The following is a 23,005-nucleotide window of genomic DNA, read 5'->3' on the forward strand; positions in this document are numbered from 1 at the left end:
CTACGCCGGGGGACTACAGTGCTTACAGGTCCAGCAGCAGGCGTGCAGGATCTTCCAGCGCTTCTTTCATCGCCACCAGGCCCAGGACGGCTTCGCGGCCGTCGATGATGCGGTGGTCGTAGGACATGGCCAGGTAGTTCATCGGACGCACCACGATCTGGCCGTTTTCGACGACGGCGCGGTCCTTGGTCGCATGCACGCCCAGGATGGCCGATTGCGGCGGGTTGATGATCGGGGTCGACAGCATGGAGCCGAAGGTACCGCCGTTCGAGATCGAGAACGTACCGCCCGTCAGGTCGTCCAGGGTCAGCTTGCCTTCCTTGGCTTTCGCGCCGAATTCACCGATTTTTTTCTCGATGTCGGCGATCGACAGCTGGTCCGCGTTGCGGATGATAGGCACGACCAGGCCGCGCGGCGAACCGACGGCGATACCGATGTCGAAGTAGCCGTGGTAGACGATATCGTTGCCGTCAACGGAGGCATTGATGATCGGGTACTTTTTCAGGGCGGCGACGGCGGCCTTGACGAAGAAGGACATGAAGCCCAGCTTGACGCCGTGCTCTTTCTCGAACTTGTCCTTGTACTTGTTGCGCAGGTCGATGACCGGCTGCATGTTCACTTCGTTGAACGTGGTCAGGATGGCGTTCGTCGATTGCGATTGCAGCAGGCGCTCGGCGATACGTGCGCGCAGGCGGCTCATCGGCACGCGCTCTTCAGGGCGGTCGCCCAGGCTGGCGGCCGACGGCGTGGCAACTTGCTGCAGCGCTGGCTTGGCAGCGGCTGGCGCCAGTGGCGCGACAGCTGGCTTGGCGGAGGCGGCCAGGGCGTCGCCCTTGGTCACGCGGCCGTCTTTGCCCGAACCGGCGACGTCGCCAGCGGACAGGCCTTTTTCGGACAGGATCTTGGCGGCGGCAGGCATGGCGACATCGCCTTTGGTCGCAGCGGCTGGCGCGGACGCGGTAGCGGCGTCTTGTGCGGCGGCAGCCAGGGCTGGCGCAGGCACGGCGGACACCTCCATCGGGCTGACCTTGGCCGAGCCGTCGGTGTCGATGATGGCGATGACTTCGCCGGCGACGACGGTGGCGCCGTCAGCCTTGATGATTTGAACGATCACGCCGGCGGCGGGCGCCGGCAGTTCCAGCACTACTTTGTCGGTTTCGATATCGATCATGTTTTCGTCGCGCGCAACTGCTTCGCCGACTTTCTTGTGCCATGCCAGCAGGGTCGCTTCCGCAACCGATTCCGACAACTGGGGAACTTTGACTTCGATTTGTGCCATGTAAAACTCCGTTTATTTTGTTATTGCGGCGCCGCCCCTGCGTAGCAAGGACGGCGCTCCGTCATCATCTTGATCAGGCGCAATGCGCATCGCACGGCGCCCGTTATCCTTACTTGGTCAGGATAAAACCCTTCAGCTTCGAGAATGCCGTTTCCAGCAGGTCTTTTTGCTGGGCGTAGTGCTTGTCATAGTAACCGACAGCAGGCGACGCCGAAGCAGGACGGCCGGCGTAGGCCAGACGCTGACCCGATTCCAGGCCTTCGAAGATGTTGTGCTGGATCTGGAACCAGGCACCCTGGTTTTGCGGCTCGTCCTGTGCCCAGACGACTTCGACCAGGTTCGGGAACTTCTTCAGTTCAGCAGCGAACGACTTGTGCGGGAACGGATACAGCTGTTCCAGGCGCACGATGGCCGTATCGGTCTGGCCGCGGGTCTTGCGTGCGTTGACCAGGTCGTAGTAGACCTTGCCCGAGCAGGCGACCACGCGCTTGACTTTCTTGGCGTCGATTTTGTCGTCGACTTCGCCGATGACGGTCTGGAAACCGCCCTTGGCCAGGTCGGTCAGCGGCGAACCGGCATCCTTGTTGCGCAGCAGCGACTTCGGCGTCAGGATGACCAGCGGCTTGCGGAACTGGCGCACCATCTGGCGGCGCAGCAAATGGAAGATCTGCGAAGCCGTCGTCGGCTGCACCACTTGCATGTTGTTGTCTGCGCACAGCTGCAGGAAACGCTCGGGACGCGCGGACGAGTGCTCAGGACCCTGGCCTTCGTAACCGTGCGGCAGCATCATGACCAGGCCCGAAGCGCGGCCCCACTTCACTTCGCCGGAGCTGATGAATTGGTCGATCACCACTTGCGCGCCGTTGGCGAAGTCGCCGAACTGGGCTTCCCAGATCGTCAGCGTGTTCGGTTCAGCGGTCGAGTAGCCGTATTCGAAGGCCAGTACGGCTTCTTCGGACAGCACCGAGTCGATGACGGTGAACGGCGCCTGGTTTTCCGACACGTTTTGCAGCGGAATGTAGGTACCGGCATCCCAGCGCTCGCGGTTCTGGTCATGCAGCACGGCGTGGCGGTGCACGAAGGGTGCCGCGGCCAGCATCCTGGCCCGTCAGGCGGATGGCGTAGCCGGACGATACCAGCGAAGCGTAGGCCAGATGTTCGCCCATGCCCCAGTCCAGGTTCATTTCGCCGCGGCCCATGGTGGCGCGGTCGCCCAGGACTTTCTCGACCAGCGAGTGGACCTTGAACTGCTCCGGCACGGTGGTGATGCGCGCGGCCAGGCGTTTCAGTTCCGTCATCGGCACGGCCGTGTCGGCCGAGTCGGTCCATTTCTTGTTCAGGAACGGCAGCCAGTCGACGGCGTACTTGTTCTTGAAGTTCGAGATGACCGGATCGACGGTGTGCTTGCCGGCGTCCATGGCGTCGCGGAAGGCGGCCACCATTTTGTCGCCGCCATCAGCAGGGATCACGCCTTGCGCAACCAGCTTGTCCGCGTACAGCTTGCGGGTGCCTGGATGCTGGCCGATGCGCTTGTACATCAGCGGCTGCGTCAGCGCTGGCGTATCCTGCTCGTTGTGGCCCAGCTTGCGGTAGCAGATGATGTCGAGGACGATGTCCTTCTTGAATTCCATGCGGTAGTCGAGCGCGATCTGCGTCGCCAGCACCACGGCTTCCGGATCATCGGCGTTGATGTGCAGGACCGGTGCCTCGATCATCTTGACGACGTCCGAGCAGTACAGGGTCGAGCGCGAGTCGCGCGGGTCCGAGGTGGTGAAACCGATCTGGTTGTTGATCACGATATGCACCGTGCCGCCCGTGCCGTAGCCGCGGGTCTGCGCCAGGTTCAGGGTTTCCATGACCACGCCCTGGCCGGCGAAAGCGGCATCGCCGTGCACCAGGATAGGCAGCACTTGCGCGCCGTGCACGTCGCCGCGGCGATCCATGCGGGCCTTGACGGAACCTTCGACCACAGGGTTGACGATTTCCAGGTGCGACGGGTTGAACGCCAGCGACAGGTGGACCGGGCCGCCCGCGGTGGAGATGTCCGACGAGAAGCCTTGATGGTACTTCACGTCGCCGGCAGGCAGGTCGTCGCCATGCTTGCCTTCGAATTCTTCGAACAGTTCCTGCGGCGCCTTGCCCAGGGTGTTCACCAGTACGTTCAGACGGCCGCGGTGGGCCATGCCGATGACGATTTCCTGCACGCCTTTTTCGCCGGCGCGCTGGATGGTTTCATCCATCGAGGCGATGAACGTTTCGCCGCCTTCCAGGGAGAAGCGCTTCTGGCCCACGTAGCGGGTATGCAGATAGCGTTCCAGGCCTTCAGCCGCGGTCAGGCGGTCGAGGATGTGGATTTTTTTCTCTGGGGTGAAATTCGGGGTGGAGCGGATCGATTCCAGTTTCTCTTGCAGCCAGCGCTTTTCGGCCGGGTCGGAGATGTACATGAATTCGGCGCCGATCGAACGCGTGTAGGTATCGCGCAGATAGTTCAGCAGATCGCGCAGGGTGGCGGTCTCGGGGCCAAAATAGGTATTGCTGATGTTGAACACGGTGTCCATGTCCGCGTCGGTGAAACCGTAGAAGCTCGGCTCCAGTTCCGGGATCATCGGACGTTCCTGGCGTTGCAGCGGGTCCAGATTGGCCCAATGCGAACCGAGGTAGCGGTAAGCGGCGATCAGTTGCGTGGCGGCGACGCGCTTGCGGCCCATTTCAGCATCGAAGGAAGCGGTCACTGTGCGGATCGGACCTGCTTTTGCGCGCTCGGCGAACGAGGCGACGACGGAGGCATGCGCCACGTCAGGCTTGTTGGTGCCGTCGACGGCAGGCACGTGCTGCATGGCGTCGAAGTAGGAACGCCAGTTATCGGGTACCGAGCCTGGATTGTTCAGATACGCCTCGTACAGGTCTTCCACGTACGGAGCATTCCCACCGAACAGGTAGGAGTTGGTCGTTAATTGCTGCATATATTGCTCACCTTTCTTCGCGCTTCGCGAGGAATTAGCGGGTTAATCTAACCTTCCGCGACACGGCCTGACCGGTTAGCGGATTGCACATCAAGTTGTGGGGAAGGGCTTTTTTATTGCACCAGCATTCTGCATACCGTCATTTAGAATAGCACGCGGTATTGTAACGCAACAACTGCAAGTTGAATTTTATTTGGCAAGCAAATGTAAGCTGTGTTGTTGATTTTCCCGGGCTTGCAAGCCTGTCACTGTTATGCTTACAACACATCGGCGGCCCTGCCGGCGTGCCGCCTGCGACCAACTGGTCTGCCTGGCAACGGCGGCGCGATGGCTGCCAGCCAATCGGCATCGCCGGCAAACCACTCCACCAGGAAGTCGAGCATGGTGCGCAGCAGCGGCGACATATGCTGGCGCGAGGTATAGACACCGTAGATGCCCATGTCCTGCGGCTGGTAGGCGGGCAGCAGTTCCACCAGCTGGCCGCTGGCGATCAGCGGCGCGGCCGAATAGCGCGGCTGCATGGCGATGCCCGCCCCCGCCACCGTGGCCACCAGCAGCACCAGCGACTCATTCGCCGACAGGCGGCCGCTGACGGGCACAGTGAGCGCTTCCCCATGGTGAGTGAACTGCCACAGGCTCTTGCCGAAATACGTGTACGTCAGGCAGTTGTGCAGGGCCAGGTCTTCCGCCCGGCGCGGCGTGCCGTGCGCGGCCAGATACGATGGTGCGGCGCACACCACCGAGGCGCAACTGGCCAGCTGGCGCGCGATCAGGTTCGGTTCGAGCGCGTTCGTGATGCGGATCGCCAGGTCGATGCGCTGCTCCACCAGATTGACGGCGCGGTTCTCCATCTGCAGGTCGACGGCGGCGCGCGGGTAGCGCCGCAGGTAAGCGGTCACTGCGCCAGCGAGCGCCGTCTGCGCCAGCGATTGCGAACAGGTGATGCGCAGCAAGCCGTGCGGCGTGTCAAGACCCTCGGGCGACGTGACGGCCATGGCGCCGGCCACTTCCAGCATCTGCCGGCAGCGCGCCAGCGTCGCGTCGCCCGCATCCGTCAGACTCAAACGCCGCGTGGTGCGGTGCAACAGGCGCGCCCCCGCCCACTGCTCCATCTCGGCCAGGTAGCGCGTCACCATGGCGCGCGACATGTCGAGCGCCTCGCTGGCGGCCACCATGCTGCCCCGCTCGGCGATGGCGACGAATACTTGTGCGGCGGTGATACGGTCCATCTGCAACCCTCCCTTGATTCATCCGATCCATGCAACTAAGTATTGCAATCTACCCTATTTGTCGCGCCTGGTCGAAAGGATAATATGCGACAAGAGTATCTAATATCGAAAGAATAATATGCTTCCATGCGCCGCCCGCCTCTCCCGCACCCTGGAAACCTTCCGCCTCGATGTGCTGGGCCGCGCACCGTCCACTTCGTTGCTGCTGAGCGGCGCGGCCGATGCCATCCTCGTCAATGCCCAGTTCCTGCGCGACGATGCGGCGCAGTTAGCGCACACCATCGCCGCCAGCGGCAAGCGCCTGACCACCATCTATATCAGCGCGGCCGAGCCGCAAGCGTATTTCGGCCTGGGCGTGCTGCGGCAAGCCTTTCCGCAAGCCCGCATCCTCGCCAGCAGCGGCGCGACGGTCGAGGCGATCCGTCGCCAGGCCGGCGCCAGGGTTGCCCACTGGGGCGGCATCCTCAAGCACAATGCGCCGCGCTGCATCGTCCTGCCGCACATTCACGATGGCGCCAGCCTGCAACTCGAAGGCGGCAGCGTTTGCCTGCAGTCGCTGCTGGCGGCGCTCGACTGAGTCATGCCTCTTCCGCGCGCATAAAAAAACGGGCCGAAGCCCGTTTTTTGTTTGCTCAATACCGCTCTGGATTAACGCTTGTCCAGTGGCAGTACTTCACGCGTGGTCGAACCGACGAACAGCTGGCGCGGACGGCCGATTTTTTGCTCTGGGTCGGCGATCATTTCGTTCCACTGGGCGATCCAGCCGATCGTACGGGCCATAGCGAAGATACCGGTGAACAGCGACACAGGGATGCCCAGCGCCGATTGCACGATGCCCGAATAGAAGTCGACGTTCGGGTACAGTTTGCGCGACACGAAGTACTCGTCGTTCAGTGCAATCTTTTCCAGTTCCATCGCCAGCTTGAACAGCGGATCGTCTTGCAGACCCAGTTCTTGCAGCACTTCGTAGCAGGTTTCACGCATCAGCTTGGGCGCGTGGGTCGAAGTTCTTGTACACGCGGTGGCCAAAGCCCATCAGCTTGACGCCCGAGTTCTTGTCCTTGACTTGCGCGATGAAGGCAGGGATGTTCTCGACGGTGCCGATTTCCTTCAGCATGTTGAGTGCCGCTTCGTTGGCGCCGCCGTGGGCAGGACCCCACAGGCAGGCGATACCGGCAGCGATACAGGCGAACGGGTTGGCGCCCGACGAACCGGCCAGACGGACGGTCGAAGTCGATGCGTTCTGCTCGTGGTCCGCGTGCAGGATCAGGATGCGGTCCAGGGCGCGCACCAGCACGTCGTTGACCTTGTACTCTTCGCACGGGTTGGCGAACATCATGTGCATGAAGTTGGCGCTGTACGACAGGTCGTTGCGCGGGTACACGAACGGCTGGCCGACCGAGTACTTGTAGGTCATGGCGACCAGGGTTGGCATCTTCGCGATCAGGCGGATGGCCGACACTTCGCGGTGACGCGGGTCGTTGATGTCCAGCGAGTCATGGTAGAACGATGCCAGCGCGCCGACGGTGCCCACCAGGACCGACATCGGATGCGCGTCGCGGCGGAAGCCACGGAAGAAGAATTGCATCTGTTCGTGCACCATCGTGTGCTTGGTGACGGTGTCGACGAACTTGGCTTTCTGCGCCGCGTTCGGCAGTTCGCCGTTCAGCAGCAGGTAGCACGATTCCATGAAGTCGGCGTTGACGGCCAACTGTTCGATCGGGTAACCACGGTACAGCAGCTCGCCCTTGTCGCCGTCGATGTAGGTGATCGACGAGTTGCAGGCGGCCGTCGACATAAAGCCTGGGTCGTAGGTGAACTTGCCGCTACCGGCGTACAGTTTGCGGATGTCGATGACGTCCGGGCCAACCGTGCCTTTGTAGATTGGAAATTCAAGCGATGGGCTGCCATCGGAGAACGACAGGGTAGCTTTTGTGTCAGAGATATTCATGGGCTCTTCCTTCTCGGGAGTGAGTCGAAATTAAAATCAAAAATTCTGGCTGCAATTCGCACCGCATTCGGCAGTGCTACAGCGCGCCACTCGCACCGTTTGCAATATATCGCCCAGGCGTCTAGGCAATGCGCAGTCGTTGCAGCAGTGCGCGCACATGCGGCAGATCGACTTCGCCTTCCGGCTCTTTACGGGCCAGTACCAGATCCATTAACGCATTGTCCGACAAATCCAGCAAACGCGTCAGCGCGTCAACTTCTTCATCGGTCAATTCGGTTTCATACGCATCGAGAAAACGGGTCAGGATAATGTCGTTTTCCAGCAGGCCACGGCGTGAACGCCAGCGCAGGCGGGCGCGGTTGGCCGGGTCGGCCTGATGCGAGGACAAAATTGATTCTGTCATTTGGTTTACCACTTTACGTGTGCCTTGCGGCACGGTGCTGCTTTGCAGGCGCCGCCTGCAGGCAAGAGAGGATACCCTCTTCCCACAAACGGCGCCCGGCGGACGCGATCACGAGGATCAGATCGCGCGGCGGACCATCAATTCCTTGATCTTGCCGATCGCCTTGTTCGGGTTCAACCCTTTCGGGCAGACATCGACGCAGTTCATGATCGAATGGCAGCGGAACAGGCGGTACGGGTCTTCCAGGTTGTCCAGACGCGCGCCCGTGGCTTCGTCGCGCGAATCGGCGATGAAGCGGTAGGCTTGCAGCAGGCCGGCCGGGCCGACGAACTTGTCCGGATTCCACCAGAACGACGGGCACGACGTGGAGCAGCATGCGCACAGGATGCACTCGTACAGGCCATCGAGTTCTTCGCGCTGTTCCGGCGACTGCAGGCGTTCTTTTTCAGGCGGGATCGAATCGTTGATCAGGAAAGGCTTGATCGAATCGTACTGCTTGAAAAATTGCGTCATGTCGACGATCAGGTCGCGGATGACCGGCAAGCCTGGCAACGGACGCAGCACGATAGGCTCCGACAGTTCGTTCAGATTGGTGGTGCATGCCAGGCCGTTCTTGCCGTTGATGTTCATCGCGTCCGAACCGCACACGCCTTCGCGGCACGAGCGGCGCAGGGCCAGCGAGTCATCGACGTCCGCCTTGATGCGCTGCAATGCATCGAGCAGCATCTTGTCGGTGTCTTTCAGTTCGACCGTCAGGTCTTGCATGTACGGCTTGGCATCCTGGTCAGGATCGTAGCGGTAGATTTTGAATTTAAGAGTGCGTGCCATGGTATAGCCTTAGAAAGTACGTGGTTTCGGTTTGAAGGTATCAACCGTCAGCGGCTTGGTCACGACTGGCTTGTATTCCAGTCGGTTGCCTTCCGAATACCACAGAGTGTGCTTCATCCAGTTGTCGTCGTCACGTTGCGGATGGTCGTCCTGGGCGTGGGCGCCGCGCGATTCCTTGCGCGCTGCCGCCGAAACGATGGTCGCTTTCGCCGTTTCGATCAGGTTGTCCAGCTCCAGCGCTTCCACGCGGGCCGTGTTGAAGACCATCGATTTATCCTTGAAGGAAACGTGCTTGCGGCGCTCGTCGAGCTTCATGATTTCTTCGACGCCCTTGTTCAGCATCTCGTCGGTACGGAACACGCCGCAGTACTTCTGCATCGTTGCGCGGATGTCGTTGGCCACGCCCTGCACGGTTTCCGTGCCGGTCGAGCTTTCCAGGCGCTGCAGACGGCCCATGGCGAAATCGGCAGCATCGGCTGGCAAAGGCTTGTTTTCCTTGGCTTTCAGGCCGCTGTTGACGATGTGGTTACCGGCCGCACGGCCGAAGACCACCAGGTCGAGCAGCGAGTTCGTACCCAGGCGGTTGGCGCCGTGCACGGAAACGCAGGCGCATTCGCCGATCGCGTACAGGCCGTTGACGACCTTCGCCGAATTGTCCGGACCGGTCGGGGTGACAACCTGGCCGTGGATGTTCGTCGGAATGCCCGCCCATCTGGTAGTGAATCGTCGGCACGACAGGAATCGGTTCCTTGGTGGCGTCGACGTTGGCGAACTTGTGGCCGATTTCCAGAATCGACGGCAGGCGCTTGGCGATGGTGTCGGCGCCGATATGGCGCAGATCCAGCATCACGTGGTCCTTGTTCGGACCGCAGCCGCGGCCTTCCTTGATTTCCTGGTCCATCGAACGCGAGACGAAGTCGCGCGGCGCCAGATCCTTCAGGGTCGGCGCATAGCGCTCCATGAAGCGTTCGCCTTCGCTATTGATCAGGATGCCGCCTTCGCCGCGCACGCCTTCGGTGATCAATACGCCCGCGCCGGCCACGCCGGTCGGGTGGAATTGCCAGAATTCCATGTCCTGCAGCGGCAGGCCGGCGCGTGCCGCCATGCCCATGCCGTCGCCGGTATTAATGAACGCATTCGTCGACGCGGCGAAGATGCGGCCTGCGCCGCCCGTTGCCATGACCGTCGTTTTTGCTTCCAGGATCATGCATTCGCCGGTTTCCATTTCCAGTGCGACGACACCGATCACGTCGCCTTCGGCGTCACGGATCAGGTCGAGTGCCATCCATTCGACGAAGAAGTGCGTACGGGCGCGCACGTTGCGCTGGTACAAGGTGTGCAACAGGGCGTGACCGGTACGGTCGGCTGCCGCGCAGGCGCGCTGCACCGGCTTTTCGCCGAAGTGGGCCGTGTGGCCGCCGAATGGACGCTGATAGATGGTGCCGTCAGGATTGCGGTCGAACGGCATGCCGAAGTGCTCCAGCTCGTACACGACTTTCGGTGCTTCGCGGCACATGAATTCGATGGCATCCTGGTCGCCCAGATAGTCGCCGCCCTTGACGGTGTCGAACATGTGCCAGAACCAGTTGTCTTCGGCCATGTTGCCGAGCGACGCGCCGATACCGCCCTGCGCCGCCACGGTGTGCGAGCGGGTCGGGAAAACTTTCGACAAAACAGCGACGTTCAGGCCGGCTTCAGCCAGCTGCAACGACGCGCGCATGCCGGAACCGCCGGCGCCAACGATGACCGCGTCAAAGCGGCGGGTAGGGATTGCAGATTTATATGCTGCCACGATTACACACTCCAGAGTATCTGTACCGTCCAGCCGGCACAAGCGATCAACCACAGCATGGTGGCAATTTGCAGGGTCAGACGGAGGCCAGCGCTTTTCACGTAGTCCATCCAGATGTCGCGTACGCCGACCCATGCGTGGTAGAACAGGGCGACGAAGGTCACCAGACTGAACAATTTAAACCACTGCTGTGCGAACAGACCAGCCCAGCCTTCATAGCTGAAGTTGCTGCCAGTCAAGAAAGAAATAAGCAGGATGGCAACATATGCCACCATGACGATGGCGGTGACGCGTTGCGCCAGCCAGTCGCGCAAGCCGTAATGGGCACCGACGACGAGGCGTTTCGGTCCGATATTATTGTCTGCCATGTTTAAAATACTCCAAACAGTTTCAAAGCGACCAGAGCCGTCAACACCAGGCTCACGACCAGCACGGACGACGCGGTCTTGCGTGCCGAATCTTTCTCGATGGCAACGTGCACATCCATGAACAGGTGACGGATACCGGCGCAGAAGTGGTGCAGGAAAGCCCAGACCAGGCCCAGGGTGATCAGCTTGACGAACCAGTGCGAGGCGATGCCCTGGAAGTAGGCGTAGGACATTTCGGAACGCAGGCTCAGTTCCAGCATGTACAGGATGCACGGCAGCAAGGCGAAAATGATGAAACCGCTGATGCGATGCAGGATCGAGACGATGGCGCCGACAGCCATGCGGTAGTTCGACAATTCGGTAACATGAATGTTACGGAATTGCGGCCGTTCTTTTTTTGGTACTTCTCTTACGGCTTCAGACATAACAAAAACCTCCCCTTTGAATTTCAACTAAATATTGAAGCCGCGATTTTCGCCGATTTTCGCAACCCATACCAATATCTATTGTTACATATAACCAAAATGGTTTTTTACTACAAAATACCGCGCTACTTTCCGTAGTTCACGTAATTTAATTACAGAATCGCCGGCAAAGCACGGCCCGCCGGGGCCGGCCATGCTTTAGCTGCGCTTTCCGTTGTCTCCGTTGCCCGCCTTGCGACAGGCATCTTGCAAGCGATGCACTTCAGCCTTGCCGCTTCTCCGGATGCCCGCAGGCATCCCGCTGCTTCAGCTGAGTTCATTCTGATAATGGTGGCGACTGGTCAGGTACAGGCCCCGGCGCAGTTCGACCGGCTTGTCGCCGTAGGTAAACGACACGCGCTCGGAACTGAGCAAAGGCGTGCCGAGGTCGATATTTAACAATTGCGCGGCGCCCGCGTCGGCGCACACGGCGCGGATCTGCTCGGACGCACGGATCATGCGCGTGCCAAATTCCGTTTCGAACAGGCCGTACATGGGGCCCTTGTATTCCACCAGGCGCTCGGCCGTCAGCCCCTTGAAGATCAGGCCGGGCAGCCACAGCTCTTCGACGATGGTCGGCACGCCGTCGAAATACTGCACGCGCTTGATGAAGATCACGGCGTCACCGGACTTCAGATCCATGAGGCGCGCCACGTCGGCCGGCGCGCGCACGCGCTTGACTTCGATAAACTTGCTTTCGGGATAATGCGGCACGCCTTCGTCCGGCACCAGGCGCAGGAAGCGGAAATGCGCGCGCGCCTCATGGTGGGTGGAAACGAAGGTGCCCTTGCCCTGGCGGCGCATGACGAGGTTCTCGGCTGCCAGTTCATCGATGGCCTTGCGCACCGTGCCCTGGCTGACCTTGAAGCGCCCTGCCAGCTCGACTTCGCTGGGAATGAGCTCGCCCGGCTTCCATTCGCCCGATTGCAGGCTCTGCGTAATGAGCGCCTTGATCTGCTGGTACAGGGGACTGAAGGTGGGCGATGCAGTGACTGCAGGCACGGCGGGCGCAGTGGTATTGCTGCTGGCCGTCACGGTGACTGGGGTACTGGCCGCGGCGGCGACGGGCGTGGCCGGGGTGCCCGCGCGGTCGGACTGACCGCCCCGCTTGCAGCAGTGGCATTGTTGGTCAGATTGGACGAGGCGGAATTCATAGTCCGACATTTCAACACAAATCACTGCCCGCGTCCAGTAAAACACTCGTAGTTATCTGTCTTATATAAGACATAAGATATGATTGACAGATACAGATCAGAGGCCTAAACTGCCTTCGATAAAACTTGTGAGCCAGCGTTTTATGTTGTCGGCCAGCCACTCTGGCCTCGTGCAGCACAAGCGTGACGGCGGCGTACACCAGCAATTCGGTGGCGCGGGCCGGTTTTGGTATCATTATAGTTTTTCCGGATAAGCGTAAGCCCAGCTTCAAGCCCGTTTTCTTTCCCATTTTTGGAGATTCATCATGGCTAAAACCCCAATGCGTGTTGCAGTGACCGGCGCCGCCGGCCAGATCGGCTACGCCCTGTTGTTCCGCATCGCCAATGGCGACATGCTCGGCAAAGACCAGCCTGTCATCTTGCAACTGCTTGAAATCCCGGACGAAAAAGCCCAGAAGGCGCTCAAGGGCGTGATGATGGAAATCGACGATTGCGCATTCCCGCTGCTGACGGAAATGACCGCCCACTCCGATCCGCTGACGGCATTCAAGGATGTCGACGTGGCCGTACTGGTTGGCGCGCGTCCACGCGGCCCAGGCATGGAACGCAAGGACCTGCTGGAAGCGAACGCGCAGATCTTCACGGTGCAAGGCAAGGCGCTCGACGCCGTCGCTTCGCGCAATGTCAAAGTGCTGGTGGTCGGCAACCCTGCCAATACCAACGCCTACATCGCCATGAAATCGGCACCATCGCTGCCGGCGAAAAACTTCACCGCCATGCTGCGCCTGGACCACAACCGCGCGCTGTCGCAAGTCGCTGCCAAGACCGGCACCGCCGTGAAAGACATCGAAAAGCTGACCGTCTGGGGCAACCACTCGCCAACCATGTACGCCGACTACCGCTTCGCCACCGTCAACGGCAAGGCTGTCAAGGACCTGATCAACGACCAGGAATGGAACGCCAACACCTTCCTGCCGACCGTCGGCAAGCGCGGCGCGGCCATCATCGAAGCGCGCGGCCTGTCGTCGGCAGCGTCGGCAGCGAACGCCGCCATCGACCACATCCATGACTGGATGCTGGGCACCAACGGCAAGTGGACCACCATGGGCGTGCCTTCGGATGGTTCGTACGGCATCCCTGAAGGCACCGTGTTCGGCTTCCCGGTCACCACCGACAACGGTGAGTACACCATCGTTCAAGGTCTGGAAATCGATGCATTCTCGCAAGAGCGCATCAACCTGACCCTGAAAGAACTGACCGAAGAGCGCGAAGGCGTGAAACACCTGCTGGCCTAAGTCCAGTTCTGGCGGCGTGGCGCAAACGTGCCGCCCGCCACGCAGGCCGCGCCGCGAAATTCGCGGCGCGTCTTGCGCGGCCCGACTGTTTATCAAGTAGTTTTTACCTGCAGAAATGCCTTAAGCATGCACCCTTCCGAGGTTTTATTCCAAGGCAAACGCCAGCCGCTGTTGCTCGCCGCTTGCGACCACTACGCCGGCTCCGAAAAGCTGATGCGTAAATCGATTGCTTTGCAACAAGAGCTTGGGCCCCTGTTCGACATCACGTTCGACTGCGAAGACGGCGCCAGCGCCGGCAATGAAGAGTCCCACGCCCACATGATCGCCGGCCTGCTGGCCAGCGACGACAACCAGTTCAACCGCATCGGCGTGCGCGTGCACGACGTCGACAGCCCGTTTTTCGCGCGCGACGTGGAAATCATCTGCGGCGCCGCATCGCGCCTGGCCTACATCGCCGTACCCAAGGTGGGCGGCGTGCAGGATGCCATGCTGGCCATCGACCTGATCAACCTGCACGCGCGCCGCGCCGGCCGCGACAACCTGCCCGTGCACATCCTGATCGAGACGCATGGCGCGCTGCGCGACGCCTATGCGATCGCCGCCCTGCCCCAGGTCGAATGCTTGTCGTTCGGCATCATGGATTTCGTCTCGGCCCACTACGGCGCCATTCCCGCCGCCGCCATGCGCACGCCAGGCCAGTTTACGCACCCGCTGGTGGTGCGCGCCAAGCTGGAAGTGGCCGCCGCCTGCCATGCGCACGGCAAGGTGCCGTCGCATAACGTGACGACCGACGTGCGCGATTCGGCCGTGGTGGCGAATGACGCCCAGCGCGCTACGGCCGAGTTCGGCTATACGCGCATGTGGAGCATCCACCCGGACCAGATCAAGCCCATCATCAAGGCCTTCACGCCGCGCCTGTCCGAAGTCAACGAGGCCAGCAACATCCTCAATGAAGCGCTGCGCGCCAACTGGGGACCGATTGCGCAAAATGGCCGCTTGCACGACCGCGCCAGCTACCGATATTATTGGACCGTTTTGCAACGCGCCAAACTGGCAGGCCTCGGCCTGCCCGAGGCGGCCGCTGCATTGCTTAACGCCCCCTCTTCCAGCACCACTGAAAACTGACAGGAATTACACGATGTCCCTCTCCAAATTAGCCATTGCCTGCAGCGTCGCGCTGGGCGCCATGACCCTCACGCTGGCGCCAGCCAGCTTCGCCGCCACGGACACCAAGGAAGCGGCAAACGCCAAGGCGGTCAAAGCCAAGGCCAAGCCGAAGGCCAAGGCCACCAAGGCCGCCGCCAAGGAAGCGCATCCGCTGGCCATGTCTGTGGTCGACAAGGAAGAATCCGACGAACCGGACACCGCTGGCTCGGCTTCCACCGATTTCAATTGTGAACTTGGTAATAAAATTACCATCTACACCAATGCGACCGATGACAAACACATCGCCCTGCGCTGGAAGAAGCGCCTGCACCGCCTGAGCCGCGTTGGCACCACCACCGGCGCCAACCGCTTCGAGAACCGTTTGTATGGTCTCGTCTGGATCGGCATCCCGGCCAAGGGCATGCTGCTCGATTCCAAGCAGGGCCGCCAGTTGGCCAATGAATGCAAGGATGCGGAGCAAGCCAAGCCGGCGGCAGTGGTGGAAGCCGCGCCATCGCTGGGCGTGCTGCCGGCGACCGGCGGCTGATGTGAGCAGCAAGGGCCTCTTCGGGGGCTCAGTCATGTTTTGTAATTTGAATAATCAATAAATAGACGATACCCAACAAGGAGAGGTCATGTCCCGCAACACTCTGAACACGCTCAAGGACTTTAATATTTCGGATAGCAAGAAGGGCAAGCTGTACTCCCTGCCTGCGCTGGAAAAAAGCCTGGGCATCAATGTCTCCCGCCTGCCAGTGTCGATTCGTATCGTGCTCGAATCGGTATTGCGCAACTGCGACGGCAAGAAAGTCACCGAAGAACACGTCAAGCAATTGGCGAGCTGGGGCCCGACCGCCGAGCGCACCGACGAGATCCCGTTCGTAGTGGCGCGCGTCGTGCTGCAAGATTTCACCGGCGTACCTTTGCTGGCCGACCTGGCCGCCATGCGCAACGTGGCCGCCAAGATGGGCATCAACGCCAAGAAGATCGAACCGCTGGTACCGGTCGACCTGGTGGTCGACCACTCGGTCACCATCGATCACTACCGCGAAAAGAAAGCGCTGGACCTGAACATGAAACTGGAATTCTCGCGTAACAACGAGCGCTACCAGTTCATGAAATGGGGCATGCAGGCATTCGACACCTTCGGCGTCGTGCCACCAGGCTTCGGCATCGTCCACCAGGTCAACCTGGAATACCTGGCGCGCGGCGTGCACCACGCTGGCAAGAAAGCCGGCGACGTGTACTACCCCGACACCCTGGTCGGCACCGACTCGCACACCACCATGATCAACGGCATCGGCGTGGTCGGCTGGGGCGTGGGCGGCATCGAGGCGGAAGCCGGCATGCTGGGTCAACCGGTCTACTTCCTGACGCCAGACGTCATCGGCGTGAACCTGTCGGGCGCGCTGCGCGAAGGCTGCACCGCCACCGACCTGGTCCTGACCATCACCGAATTGCTGCGCAAAGAAAAAGTCGTCGGCAAGTTCGTCGAATTCTTCGGCGAAGGCACTGAGTCCTTGACCCTGACGGACCGCGCGACAATCGCCAACATGGCACCGGAATACGGCGCGACCATGGGCTTCTTCCCTGTCGACGAAGCGACCATCGATTACTTCAAGGGCACCGGCCGCAGCAAGGCTGAAATCGCCGCATTCGAAGGCTACTTCAAGGCGCAAAACCTGTTCGGCGTGCCAAAAGCCGGCGACATCGACTACACCCGCGTGGTGGAACTGGACCTGGCATCGGTTGCTCCGTCGCTGGCCGGCCCGAAACGCCCGCAAGACCGTATCGAAATCGGCAACGTCAAGGCCAACTTCGCCGAGCTGTTCGCCAAGCCGACGACCGAAAACGGCTTCAACAAGAACCCGGCCGACCTGAACGCCGTGTACGAAACCACCAACAACGTCAAAGTGTCGAACGGCGACGTGCTGATCGCTGCGATCACCTCGTGCACCAACACCTCGAACCCGAGCGTGATGCTGGCTGCCCGGCCTGCTGGCCAAGAAAGCCGTGGAAGCCGGCCTGAAAGTTGCGCCGCACATCAAGACCTCGCTGGCCCCTGGCTCGCGCGTCGTGACCGAGTACCTGACCGCTGCCGGCCTGCTGCCGTACCTGGAAAAACTGGGCTTCGGCGTGACCGCCTACGGCTGCACCACCTGTATCGGCAATGCGGGCGACCTGACGCCTGAGCTGAACGCAGCCATTGCCACGCACGACATCGTCGCGTCGGCCGTACTGTCGGGCAACCGCAACTTCGAAGCACGTATCCACCCGAACATCCGCTCGAACTTCCTCGCTTCGCCACCGCTGGTCGTCGCCTACGCCATCGCCGGCAACATGACGCGCGACCTGATGACGGAACCAGTCGGCAAGGGCAAGGGCGGCAAGGACATCTACCTGGGCGACATCTGGCCGACCTCGGCTGAAGTGTCGGCCATGATGAAGTTCGCCATGAACGCCAAGGTGTTCAAGGACAACTACGCCGACGTCAAGGGCGCGCCAGGCAAGCTGTGGGAAAAAGTCACCACCGTCTCCGGCCAAGTCTACAACTGGCCGAAATCGACCTACATCGCGGAACCACCGTTCTTCGACAACTTCTCGATGACGCCAGCCGCAGTGGCCACCGGCATCGAAGGCGCGCGCGCACTGGGCGTGTTCGGCGATTCCATCACCACCGACCACATCTCGCCAGCCGGCTCGATCCAGGAAAACGGTCCTGCAGGCAAATGGCTGAAGGAAAACGGCGTCCTGAAAGCGGACTTCAACTCCTACGGCTCGCGTCGCGGCAACCATGAAATCATGATGCGCGGCACGTTCGCCAACGTGCGCATCAAGAACCGCATGATCCCTGCCAAGGCAGACGGTTCGGCGGTCGAAGGCGGCATCACGATCCACCAGCCTTCCGGCGAGCAAATGTCGATCTACGACGCAGCGATGAAATATGTTGCTGAAGGCACGCCAACCATGGTCTTCGGCGGCGAAGAGTACGGTACGGGCTCGTCGCGCGACTGGGCAGCCAAGGGCACCCAGCTGCTGGGCGTGAAGGCCGTGATCACCCGTTCGTTCGAGCGTATCCACCGCTCGAACCTGGTGGGCATGGGCGTGCTGCCGCTGCAATTCATCGGCGACGACAGCGTGCAGACGCTGGGCATCACCGGCAATGAAACCTTCGACCTGAAAGGCCTCGAAGGCGAAATCAAGCCACAGCAACTGGCTACCCTGGTGATCCACCGCGCCGACGGCAGCAGCCAGGAAGTCAAAGTCCTGCTGCGCATCGATACGCCGATCGAAGTCGATTACTACAAGCATGGCGGTATCCTGCCATTCGTGCTGCGTCAACTGCTGGCCGAGTAATCAGCCCAGCTGTGAGGTAAGATAAAAGCGCCGGTTCCGACCGGCGCTTTTTTTCGTCCGCAGCATCCGTTTTTCCTTGAAATTTCGACTATTGGCATGATCTAAGGACAGCTTACGTATTGCGTGCGGCTGAATCCTCTACAATACGGTTATAAGGGTTTATCATTGTTTGACTGATCCATTTTTTTCACTTTCCGAGACTCTTATCCCGCTATGCGTCGTCCTTCCAAAGATTCATCCCATAAACTGACTGCCGACAGCCAGCGCCTGGTCACCTTTGCCCAGGCGATCGTACAGGCAGCCAGCCGTCTCGAAGAGCGGTCCTGGGAACACAGCCTGGATACGCAGCTCCAGAAATTACTCAAAACCGGCCACCAGGACACCATCGACAACACCCTGGGCAGCCTGTTCAAGGAAGACTTGAACGCCTACGACGTGCTGATGGACTGCGTTGAAGCCGTCAGCGAATCGACCGTCATCACGCATGAAGACGTGCGCTACGACGCCCTGCTGGTCGCCGTGCCCATCCTCGCGTGGACGCGCTTTTCCATCGCTTCCGGCCCCATGGCCGGCGACGCGCACGGCGTGCTGTCGGCGCATTTCGCCGCCCACCTGCTGGCCGATGGCACGAAGATGGATGGCCATGGCGCCCACCCTGTACTCGATCGATCAGTTGCCGCGCAGCCACGTCGAAACCTACGCCAAGACGCAGAAGCTGGCGCAAGCCGCGCTGAAAGGCACGGCCGTCAAGCCCTCCAGCAAAGAGGCGGAAACGGCGCCTTTCCTGGCCGACACGCGCTACCTGCTGGTGGCCGTGGTGGCGCCAGCAGGCGCCCCGCTGTTCCGCTGGCAGACGCCGGCCAGCCAGCTCGACTTCATCGCCGAGCGCAGCGCCGCCCTGGAACAATGGCGCACGCAGGCGACGCCGACCATCGCCCGTCTGCTGCCCGGCTGCGGCCTGGAATTGCTGCTGCCGGAAGCGTATTACGTGGCCTGCCGCGAAGCGGACAAGCTGATCCGTCCCGTCTCCGTGCGTGCCGCCGTGCACTACCTGACGCACACGCTGGCCATCGAGCCGTCGGAATTGCGCGCCGTCATCGCCGGCTTCGGCGAGGAAGCGGCCGATGGCCAGGTGGACGAGTACCGCATCGCCTTCACCCTGCGCCAGGCGCCGGACGTCATCTACGGCATCGTCTGGCCCCTGTACGGCCAGGAAGACGAGGATGGCACGCCGATCGAAGGCCTGATCCAGGTCGGCATCGCCGCGCTGGACAAGCAAAAGACACCGGTCGATGAGATTATCGAGCATCTGAACGCTGCCGGCGTGACGCAGATCAAGCGCCACGCGGAACGTTTTGTCGGAGAGTATTGCGACGACTGCGGCGCACCGCTGTTTGCCGACCCGGTCGGCGAGCTGGCGCATGCGGAAATGCCGGAAGATACGCCGCAGGGCACGGAACACTTCCATTGATCTGATGACACGCTCTTCAAACCTACTGCGCAGCCCGCTCTCGGGTCGGCGTTACTCAACCCGATATCGGGCTTGCTCGCTACGGTTTGAAGAGGTGTCGATGCAATGGTTGAAAGGCAGACCGCAAGTCGGATTAGCCGGAACGGCGTAATCCGACAACAGCGTTGGCCCATAAAAAAGGCGGAACCCCGGTTCCACCTTTTTCATTTCAACGTCATTTAAAACACTATCACCACTGTGAAAACGGGTGGCGGATCAGGTTTGCGTTGTAGTAGCGCGCATCGCCCGACACTTCCGCGCCTATCCATTCCGGCTTCTCGAAGGGCTGGTCTTCCGACGCCAGTTCGATCTCGGCCACGAGCAAGCCCGCGTTGGCGCCGAGAAACTCGTCGACTTCCCACACCATGCCCGCGTGTTCGACGCGGTGGCGGTATTTTTCGATCAACGGCTGTTCGCACAGGCCATCGAGCAATTCGACGGCGTCGGCCAGCGGGATCGGATACTCCCACTCGCCGCGCGACGCGCCCACGTTGGCGCCCTTGATGGTCAGCATCGCCTGTTCGCCTTCGATGCGCACGCGCACCACGCGCTCGCGCGCCGACGACAGATAGCCCTGGCGCAGCAGTACCGCCTGGCCCAGGCCGCGCCAGGCGTCGCCGGCCAGCAGGAATTTACGCTCGATCTCGATTCCCATGAACAACGCCGATCAATCGAGCGACAGCAGGATAGGCTGCAGCATGGCCGCACCCAGGGCCGCGCTGCGCGCGCCGTTCCAGCCCACGGCCAGATCGGGCAAGTCGGCGTTTTCCTTGAACGGCATTTCCAGCGTCAAGGCCAGGCAGCCGAAGTGGTGGCCGATGTATTTCGACGCCAGCGTCAGCATGTCCGACTTGTACTTGCTGGCCGCATAGCCGAACTTGTCCTGGAAGTCGGGGCTGGCCTGCTTGTAGCGCTCGATGAAGGCCTTCTGGTGCGCCGCTTGCGCCGGCGTAAAGTTTTCCAGCATTTCGTTGCCGGCCACAAAGTTGTACGGTAGCGCTTCATCGCCGTGGATGTCGAAGAACATGTCGACGCCCGTTTCGTGGATCTTGTTCTTCACGCACAGCACTTCCGGGCTGGACTCCAGCGATGGCGTCATCCATTCGCGGTTCAGGTTGGCGCCTGCCGCATTCGTGCGCAGGTTGCCGCGAATCGAGCCGTCCGGGTTCATGTTCGGCACGATGTGGAACACGGCGCGCTGCAGCAGTTTGCGCGCGATCGGGTTGGCATCGTCCAGCAGCGAGTCGATCAGGCCTTCGACGAACCATTCGGCCATCGATTCGCCCGGATGCTGGCGCGCGATGACCCAGATTTTCTTTTCCGCCTGCGGGTTGCCGATGGTCACCATGTTCATGTCGCGGCCGTCGACCGTGCTGCCCAGGTCGGACACGCGCGCCAGCGGGTGCTCGGCCACTTCGCCCAGCAGGCGCAGATGGCGTTCCCACGAATACGGCTCGAAATAGGCGTAGTACACGCTGTCGAGTTCCGGCGTGTGCGAAATCGTCATAACCTGGCCGTCGAACGCCGTCGGCACGCGGAACCAGTTTTCGCTGTCGTAGCTGGCCACGGCCTGGTAGTCTTCATAGCCGGCCGGATAGGTGGCCTGGCCCGCGTTCAGGAAGCGCATCGTGCACGCCTGGCCACGCGCGCCCTGCAGGCGGAAGTGGAACCACTGGTGGATGTCGGCGTGGCTATCCTTGCGCAAGTTCAGGTCGATGGCGCCGGCACTGGTGGCGTTCACCACGTCGATGGCGCCCGAGTCGAAGTTCTGGCTGATTTTAATGGTCATGTAATGATCCCGTCCGAATGTAAGTGTTCCGGCGTTGCCTCGTGGGCCACCGCCGTCGCGCTAAAAAACGCAGTGTAAGCTATCCCGCTATTTTCCGCCCTTTGGCCCCATTCGCAAAGCCTGGTCCGGCGATTTATGCACCAATCCGGGGCATCGATGGAAAAGTGCCGGGCAAAAGCGCGAAAAATCGGTCAGCTGTTGCATCTGCCGGACAAAAAACTGAATTGTAACAATGCCTGACACATTGGCAGCGCATCGCCACCCTATAATTCTTGCTTTCATAGAGTCGCCAGGAAAGAGTCGTGGACAAGAAGTTAACTAACATCCAGGAAAGAAAGTTACGCGAGGCTCAGGCGCGGCGCGAGCACATCATCGACGTCGTCAAGGATCTCATCAAGAAGGGCGGCGCGCGCGCCGTTTCCATCCGCAAGGTGGCCGAGGCGGCCGGCTTTTCCACCACCGTCGTCTACGCGCTGTTCCGCGACAAGGCCACCCTGATCGCCCAAGCCATGGACAAGGACTTGCTGGAACTGGTACGCGCCATGCGCACGGCCTGCGCCGGCAGCGACGACCCGTGGCAGCGCATCGCCCTGGTCGGCCGCGCCTACATCGAGTACGGCTTCCAGCACCCGGACGAGTACTCGCTGATCTTCATGGAGCTGCGCCCGCATGCCGAGCTCGACGCCGTGGAAGTCGAACACGGCAATATCGAGCAGGATCCATATGCCTACGCGCTGCACCTGTTCGGCGAACTGGCGCAAACGGGCCAGGTACGCCAGGACGAGCCGGCGCTGCACACGATGACGCAAATCTTCTGGCAATCGCTGCACGGCCTCGTGTCCCTGCGCATCGTCATGGATGCGGGCGACCCATGGACGCCACACCCGGAAATGAACGCGCATATTGACGACTTGCTGGCCGTCGTCACGGCAGGCATCCGGCTGCGCTTTGCACCGGTTTCCTGACGTTTGATCCAGCGCAAACCGCCCGGACAGAAAAGGCGGACAGTGGAGTGAAGCCGCCTGCGCTGGTGCAGCGCGGCTCGCGCGAAGGAGTGCGAGATGAACGAAGCCTATGCCACGGACCGGCTTGACAAACAGCAAAGCGCGAACAATGCTGTACGCATGGAAGCGCGCCTGACAAAACTGGAAACGGACCGGGAACATGACCGGCTATGGTTCAAGACCCTGGAACAGCGTCTTGGCGAAGGCCTGGACAACGTGCGTGCGGAATTGCGCGACGAATCGCAGTTGCTGCGGGCCGACCTGACGCAATTTCGCGGCGACCTGCGCGGCGACTGTCACGCCTTGCGCACGGAACTGGGCGACATCCGCAAGCACATGCATACCCACTTCCTGTGGTTCATGGGTATACAGGCCACCACCACGTTTGCCCTGCTGGGCCTGGGCGCCAAGGCGCTGCATCTGTACTGAGGAAAATTACAGGTGCGGCGCCTCCCCACCCCACCTGTATATTA

The 23,005-nt window shown here is 61.1% G+C and carries 15 protein-coding genes and 5 pseudogenes; 8 read left to right on the forward strand and 12 right to left on the reverse strand.

Going from position 1 to position 23,005, the window contains the following annotated elements; genetic code table 11:
* Positions 1-22: 22 nt before the first annotated feature.
* The 3 genes and pseudogenes from odhB to ACQVLG_RS29695 all read right to left on the reverse strand — a co-directional run bounded on the left by odhB (position 23) and on the right by ACQVLG_RS29695 (position 5,471).
* On the reverse strand, positions 23-1,279 hold the full coding sequence (gene odhB, locus ACQVLG_RS29685) for a 2-oxoglutarate dehydrogenase complex dihydrolipoyllysine-residue succinyltransferase (protein ID WP_230542174.1): 1,257 nt from the start codon (positions 1,277-1,279) through the stop codon (positions 23-25).
* Positions 1,280-1,388: 109 nt separating this feature from the next.
* A pseudogene (locus ACQVLG_RS29690) lies at positions 1,389-4,242 on the reverse strand (2-oxoglutarate dehydrogenase E1 component).
* A gap of 257 nt (positions 4,243-4,499) precedes the next feature.
* A complete protein-coding gene (locus tag ACQVLG_RS29695; protein ID WP_474292142.1) occupies positions 4,500-5,471 on the reverse strand; it encodes a LysR family transcriptional regulator in 972 nt (323 codons plus the stop codon).
* 118 nt (positions 5,472-5,589) lie between these two features.
* Here ACQVLG_RS29695 and ACQVLG_RS29700 point away from each other — a divergent pair, with 118 nt between their 5' ends.
* Positions 5,590-6,048, forward strand: coding sequence for an MBL fold metallo-hydrolase (locus ACQVLG_RS29700; protein WP_474292143.1), 459 nt, complete (start codon positions 5,590-5,592; stop codon positions 6,046-6,048).
* A 71-nt stretch (positions 6,049-6,119) separates the two neighbouring features.
* Here the strand turns inward: ACQVLG_RS29700 and gltA are convergent.
* The 7 genes and pseudogenes from gltA to ACQVLG_RS29735 form a co-directional block, all read right to left on the reverse strand.
* Positions 6,120-7,422: pseudogene (gltA, locus tag ACQVLG_RS29705) on the reverse strand (citrate synthase).
* A gap of 121 nt (positions 7,423-7,543) precedes the next feature.
* Positions 7,544-7,825, reverse strand: a complete 282-nt coding sequence (locus ACQVLG_RS29710) for an FAD assembly factor SdhE (RefSeq protein WP_034752073.1) — start codon at positions 7,823-7,825, stop codon at positions 7,544-7,546.
* Between the two features lie 117 nt (positions 7,826-7,942).
* A complete protein-coding gene (locus tag ACQVLG_RS29715; protein ID WP_034752075.1) occupies positions 7,943-8,653 on the reverse strand; it encodes a succinate dehydrogenase iron-sulfur subunit in 711 nt (236 codons plus the stop codon).
* A 9-nt stretch (positions 8,654-8,662) separates the two neighbouring features.
* A pseudogene (gene sdhA / locus ACQVLG_RS29720) lies at positions 8,663-10,445 on the reverse strand (succinate dehydrogenase flavoprotein subunit).
* Between the two features lie 2 nt (positions 10,446-10,447).
* Positions 10,448-10,813, reverse strand: a complete 366-nt coding sequence (sdhD, locus tag ACQVLG_RS29725) for a succinate dehydrogenase, hydrophobic membrane anchor protein (protein ID WP_034752078.1) — start codon at positions 10,811-10,813, stop codon at positions 10,448-10,450.
* A gap of 2 nt (positions 10,814-10,815) precedes the next feature.
* Positions 10,816-11,238, reverse strand: a complete 423-nt coding sequence (gene sdhC, locus ACQVLG_RS29730; protein ID WP_034752080.1) for a succinate dehydrogenase, cytochrome b556 subunit — start codon at positions 11,236-11,238, stop codon at positions 10,816-10,818.
* A 306-nt stretch (positions 11,239-11,544) separates the two neighbouring features.
* On the reverse strand, positions 11,545-12,441 hold the full coding sequence (locus tag ACQVLG_RS29735) for a GntR family transcriptional regulator (protein WP_474292144.1): 897 nt from the start codon (positions 12,439-12,441) through the stop codon (positions 11,545-11,547).
* 295 nt (positions 12,442-12,736) lie between these two features.
* Here ACQVLG_RS29735 and ACQVLG_RS29740 point away from each other — a divergent pair, with 295 nt between their 5' ends.
* The 5 genes and pseudogenes from ACQVLG_RS29740 (at position 12,737) to ACQVLG_RS29760 (ending at position 19,700) form a co-directional block, all read left to right on the forward strand.
* Complete coding sequence (locus ACQVLG_RS29740) at positions 12,737-13,726, forward strand: malate dehydrogenase (protein ID WP_230542180.1); 990 nt, start codon at positions 12,737-12,739, stop codon at positions 13,724-13,726.
* 126 nt (positions 13,727-13,852) lie between these two features.
* A complete protein-coding gene (locus ACQVLG_RS29745; protein WP_474292145.1) occupies positions 13,853-14,851 on the forward strand; it encodes an HpcH/HpaI aldolase/citrate lyase family protein in 999 nt (332 codons plus the stop codon).
* A gap of 13 nt (positions 14,852-14,864) precedes the next feature.
* Entirely contained in the window at positions 14,865-15,419 is a 555-nt protein-coding gene (locus ACQVLG_RS29750; protein ID WP_230542182.1) for a hypothetical protein, read from the forward strand.
* Positions 15,420-15,507: 88 nt separating this feature from the next.
* Positions 15,508-18,229 (forward strand): annotated as a pseudogene (gene acnA, locus ACQVLG_RS29755) (aconitate hydratase AcnA).
* 213 nt (positions 18,230-18,442) lie between these two features.
* Positions 18,443-19,700, forward strand: a pseudogene (locus ACQVLG_RS29760) (DUF2863 family protein).
* Between the two features lie 229 nt (positions 19,701-19,929).
* Here ACQVLG_RS29760 and ACQVLG_RS29765 read toward each other — a convergent pair.
* Both ACQVLG_RS29765 and ACQVLG_RS29770 read right to left on the reverse strand, forming a co-directional pair.
* A complete protein-coding gene (locus ACQVLG_RS29765) occupies positions 19,930-20,394 on the reverse strand; it encodes a CYTH domain-containing protein (protein ID WP_474292146.1) in 465 nt (154 codons plus the stop codon).
* Between the two features lie 12 nt (positions 20,395-20,406).
* Positions 20,407-21,528: a M14 family metallopeptidase gene (locus tag ACQVLG_RS29770; RefSeq protein ID WP_474292147.1), complete on the reverse strand. Its 1,122-nt coding sequence runs from the start codon at positions 21,526-21,528 to the stop codon at positions 20,407-20,409.
* A gap of 302 nt (positions 21,529-21,830) precedes the next feature.
* Between ACQVLG_RS29770 and ACQVLG_RS29775 the strand changes: the two genes are divergently transcribed.
* Together ACQVLG_RS29775 and ACQVLG_RS29780 are read left to right on the forward strand one after the other, a co-directional pair.
* Positions 21,831-22,493 (forward strand): TetR/AcrR family transcriptional regulator, encoded by a 663-nt coding sequence (locus ACQVLG_RS29775; RefSeq protein ID WP_474292148.1) that lies wholly within the window; start codon positions 21,831-21,833, stop codon positions 22,491-22,493.
* Positions 22,494-22,589: 96 nt separating this feature from the next.
* On the forward strand, positions 22,590-22,961 hold the full coding sequence (locus ACQVLG_RS29780) for a hypothetical protein (RefSeq protein ID WP_474292149.1): 372 nt from the start codon (positions 22,590-22,592) through the stop codon (positions 22,959-22,961).
* Positions 22,962-23,005 lie beyond the last annotated feature (44 nt).

This window comes from Janthinobacterium sp. TPC_1, from assembly GCF_056037845.1.